General features: G+C 70.2%; 2 protein-coding genes. Both read left to right on the plus strand.

Annotated features, from left to right (window positions below; genetic code table 11):
• A partial coding sequence (locus AB0D99_RS35460; RefSeq protein ID WP_362372306.1) for a phosphopantetheine-binding protein occupies positions 1-555 on the plus strand: 555 nt, incomplete at its 5' end.
• On the plus strand, positions 555-5,131 hold a 4,577-nt coding region (locus tag AB0D99_RS35465), incomplete at its 3' end, for an amino acid adenylation domain-containing protein (protein WP_362372309.1). The genes AB0D99_RS35460 and AB0D99_RS35465, both read left to right, overlap by 1 nt.

A 5,131-nucleotide genomic window follows, 5' to 3' on the forward strand; every position in this document is an offset into this window, starting at 1 on the left:
GTGGTCGCTGCGCATCGAGAGGTCGCGCAGGCTGCTGTCATCGCCCGGGAGGACGTGCCGGGGGACACCCGCCTCGTCGCCTACGTCGTCCCGACGCAACCTGACGACCAAGAACAACTTCCGTCATCTGTACGAGAGTTCACCGGCAACCGGCTACCCGAGCACATGGTCCCGGCGGCGGTCGTGGTCCTCGACGCCCTCCCGCTGACCGCCAACGGCAAGCTCGACCGCAAGGCCCTCCCCGCTCCCGACTACACGGGGACGGCCGGCTCCGGGCGGAGGCCCAGGAGTCATGAGGAAGAGGTCCTGTGCGAGGTGTTCGCCCAGGTTCTGGGCGTACCCGAGGTGGGGGTCGACGACGACTTCTTCGCACTCGGTGGCCATTCACTGCTCGCGGTGCGCCTGGTCAACCGCCTCAGGACGGTGCTCGGCGCCGAGGTGGAGATCGCGGCGCTGTTCGACGCGCCGACCGTGGCCGGCCTCGCCGGGCAGCTCGGAAACGTGAAGTCAACCAGGCCGGCGCTGCAGCCGATGCGTAACCAGGAGGAGTCCTGATGATTCCGTTGTCATTCGCGCAGCGGCGGCTGTGGTTCATCAGCCGGTTGGAAGGTCCGAGTTCGACGTACAACGTTCCTGTCGTGCTGCGGCTGCCGGGCGACGTGGAGCGCGACGCGCTCGGCGCGGCCCTGCGTGACGTGATCGGGCGGCACGAGGTGCTGCGCACGGTCTTCGACGTCGCGGACGGGGAGCCCCACCAGCGGATCGTCGGGCTCGACGAGCTCGACTGGCAGCTGACGGTCACCGAAGTCGCCCCCGCGGAGCTGGACTGTGCGGTGGATGAGGCCGGGCGGTACGCGTTCGACCTCGCCTCCGAGATCCCGATCAGGGCCTCTCTGTTCGAGGTCGGTGCCGACGAGCGGGTCCTCGTCGTCGTCCTGCACCACATCGCGAGCGACGGCTGGTCGGAAGGTCCCCTCGCCCGGGACCTCACGACCGCCTACGAGGCGCGCGTGCGTGGCCGGGCCCCCGAGTGGGAGCCGCTGCCGGTCCAGTACGCGGACTACGCCCTCTGGCAGCGCCAGATGCTCGGAGACGAGACAGACCCGGACAGCATGATGTCCCGCCAGATCACCTACTGGCGCGAGAGGCTGGCCGACTCGCCGGAAGAGCTGGAGCTTCCCACCGACCGGACCCGTCCGTCGGTGGCCTCGCACCGCGGCCATGTCGCCCCGCTGAGCGTCCCCGCCGAAGTGCATGCGCGCCTCGCGGCGGTGGCGCGTGCCGAGGGTGTCACGACGTTCATGGTCCTTCACGCGGCCCTGGCCACCCTGCTGTCCAGGCTCGGCGCCGGCACCGACATCCCCCTCGGCACCTCCGTGGCGGGACGTACGGACGAGGCACTGGACGACCTGGTCGGCTTCTTCGTCAACACGCTGGTGATGCGTACGGACCTGTCCGGCGACCCCACGTTCCGCGATGTGCTCGCACAGGTACGCGGCACCGTCCTGTCGGCTTTCAAGCACCAGGACGTGCCGTTCGAGAAGCTCGTCGAGGAGCTGGCCCCGGCCCGCTCCCTGGCCCGGCACCCGCTCTTCCAGGTCATGCTGACCGTCCAGAACAACCAGCGGACCGTCGTCGACCCCTCCGACCCGGCGGCCGAGGGGCGAGCGGTCGGCACCCGAGCCGCCAAGTTCGACCTCGACGTCTCCGTCCGCGAGCTTTTCGACCCGACGGGAGCCCCGGCCGGCCTGCGAGGCTCGGTGACGGCGGCCGCCGACCTCTTCGACGCGGCGTCGGTCGAGCGCCTCGCCGCACGCTTCACCCGCGTTCTCGACCAAGCGACCGCCCGCCCCGACCGCGCGCTCAGCTCTATCTGGGTCCTCGACGAGTCCGAGCGTCACCGAGTGCTGACCGGCTGGAACGACACTGCGGATGACCGGCAACCGCCCCTGGTGCATGCACTGTTCGAGCGATGGGCGGATCTCACCCCGGACGCCGTGGCACTCGTCGCCGAGGGCAAGGGGATCTCCTACGGAGAGCTGGATGCGCGGGCGAACCGGATCGCGCACTACCTCGCCGGTCAGGGCATCGGTGCCGAGGCCGTCGTGGGTCTGTGTCTGCCGCGTGGTGTGGACATGATCGCGGGCATTCTCGGTGCCTGGAAGGCGGGTGCGGGTTATCTGCCGGTGGATCCGGGGCAGCCGACGGACCGGATCGCATACATGCTGCGCGACAGTCGGGCAGCGCTGGTGCTGACCACCGGAGACCTCTTTGACGAGCTGCCGGCCGGGCGTTCGCGTCTGGTGGCGATCGATGACGCGTTCGTGGAGATGCAGCTCGCGGCGGCGTCGACCGACCGTCCCGAGCGTCATGTCGCACCGCAGTCGCTGGCCTATGTCATCTACACCTCGGGTTCGACGGGTCAGCCCAAGGGTGTGGCCGTGACTCATGGCGGTGTGGCGAACTATGTGAGTTCCGTGCCCGAGCGGGTCGGTTTCGGCCGGGCGGGTGCGCGGTATGCGCTGTTGCAGGCGCAGGCGACCGACCTCGGTAACACGGTGGTGTTCGCCAGTCTCGCGACCGGTGGTGAGCTGCACATCCTCGATGAGGGTGCGGTGACCGACCCGCAGGCGGTCGCGGCATACCTTGCCGAGCATCGGATCGATCACTTCAAGGCGGTGCCTTCCCACCTGGCCGCGCTGTCGGCGGCCGGTGGAGTGGATGGTGTTCTGCCGGCCGGGTCGCTGGTTCTGGGTGGTGAGGCGGCCTCTCCGGTGTGGCTGCGGGAGCTGATCACCGCTGCGGGTGACCGGGAGGTCCACAACCATTACGGGCCGACGGAGACCACGATCGGTGTCGCTACGACACGACTCACCGCCGAGGACGTTGCTGAGGGTGTCGCGCCGATCGGCACACCGGTCGCCAACACCCGCTTCTATCTGCTGGACGCGTACCTGCAGCCGGCTCCGATCGGGGTGGTCGCGGATCTGTACGTCTCTGGTGCGCAGGTGGCGCGTGGCTATGTCGGGCGTGAGGCTCTGACCGCCGAGCGGTTCGTGGCGAACCCGTACGAGTCGGGCCGGCGGATGTACCGGACGGGTGACCGGGCGAAGTGGACGGCTGACGGGCAGGTGGTCTTCGCCGGCCGGGCCGACGACCAGGTCAAGATCCGTGGATTCCGGATCGAGCCGGGTGAGGTCCAGGGGGCGGTCGCCGCACACCCCCTGGTCGCGCAGGCGGCAGTGACCGCCCGCGAGGACATCCCGGGAGACCGACGGCTGGTCGCGTACGTCGCCATGGCGGACACCGACGGGGACGCCACCGCCCTCCCGCAGGCCGTCATCCGGTTCGCGGCTCAGCGGCTGCCGGAGCACATGGTGCCGTCGGCGGTCGTGGTCCTGGACGCGCTGCCGCTGACAGGCAACGGCAAGCTGGACCGCAAGGCCCTGCCCGCACCCGAGTACGCCTCCGGTGGCGGCCGCGGCCCGTCGAACGCCCGCGAGGAGATCCTGTGCGCGGCCTTCGCCGAGGTCCTGGGCCTTGACGGGGTCGGCGTGGACGACGACTTCTTCCGGCTCGGCGGACATTCGCTCCTCGCGATCCGTCTCGTCGAGATCCTGCGCGGGCGCGGTGTCACGGTGTCCGTGCGGGCACTGTTCCAGACGCCGACCCCGGCCGGGCTTGCCGCATCGGCGGGCGCCCAGCAGGTGGACGTACCGCCGAACCTGATCCCGGCGGGTGCCACCGAGATCACGCCGGAGATGCTGCCGCTCGTCGACCTCACGGCCGACGAGATCGCGACCGTCGTCGCCACTGTCGACGGCGGTGCGGCGAACGTCGCAGACGTGTACCCGCTGGCCCCTCTCCAGGAGGGGCTGCTCTTCCACCACCTCCTCGCGGATGGCGGCGACGACGCGTACGTCCTGCCCACGGTCGTCGAGTTCGACTCGCGCGAGCGTCTCGACACCTTCCTCGGCGCCCTGCAGAACGTCCTCGACCGCCACGACATCTTCCGCACCTCCATCGTGTGGGAGGGGGTACGCGAGCCGGTTCAGGTCGTGTGGCGCCACGCCACCCTGCCCGTCACCGAGGTCACTCTGGACGAGGCACGCACGGGCGAGGCAGGGGGCAGCAATGACGCGGTCGCCGACCTGGTCGCGGCCGGCGGCTCGACCATGGACCTCGGTGAGGCGCCGCTCATCCGCGTCCACGCGGCCCGCGGCGCCGGTAAGGATCAGTGGCTGGCGCTGGTGAGGGTCCACCACATGGTGCGCGACCACACAGCCATCGAGGTACTCATGGCGGAGGTGCGGGCGTTCCTGGAGGGCCGGGGTGCAGAGCTGCCGGAACCGCTGCCGTTCCGGACTTTCGTCGCGCAGACGCGCGGTGCCGTCGAGCGCTCGGAGCACGAGCGGTACTTCGTCGACCTGCTCGGCGACGTCACCGAGCCCACCGCCGCCTTCGGCGTCGCGGACGTACGCGGTGACGGCGCCGACTCGACACGCCAAGCCGTGCCCTTCGACGATGATCTGACCGCGCGCCTCCGGGATGTCTCCCGACGTCTCGGCGCCAGCCCCGCAACGCTCATGCACGTCGCCTGGGCCCGGGTCCTGGCCGCGGTCAGCGGTCGGGAGGACGTGGTCTTCGGGACGATCCTGTTCGGCCGGATGGACGCAGGCGAAGGCGCCGGCCGGGTGCCGGGACCTTTCCTCAACACGCTCCCGGTCCGAGTCCGTACGGATCGGCTCGGCGCCCTCGCGTCGGTCACCGCGATGCGTGACCAGCTGGCGGAGCTCCTGGAGCACGAACACGCCCCGCTCACGGTGGCACAGCAGGCCAGTGGGATGCCCGGCAGTGCACCGCTCTTCACGACCCTGTTCAACTACCGCCACAACGGCAGGGGCGCTGACACAGGCGCCCGGGAACCGGGCCAGGGCATGGACGGCATCAGGACCGTCTTCTCCCATGAGCGCACCAACTACCCGCTGCTTGTCTCTGTTGACGACAACGGCGACGACCTCTGGGTCGCGGTGGATGCGGTGGCTCCGATCGATCCGCGCGTGGTGGGCGAGTTCGTGCGCACGGCGGCCGGGAACCTGGTCTCCGCGCTCGAATCGGTCCTCGACCACGA

Source organism: Streptomyces sp. NPDC047971 (assembly GCF_040653355.1).
GTDB lineage: Bacteria > Actinomycetota > Actinomycetes > Streptomycetales > Streptomycetaceae > Streptomyces.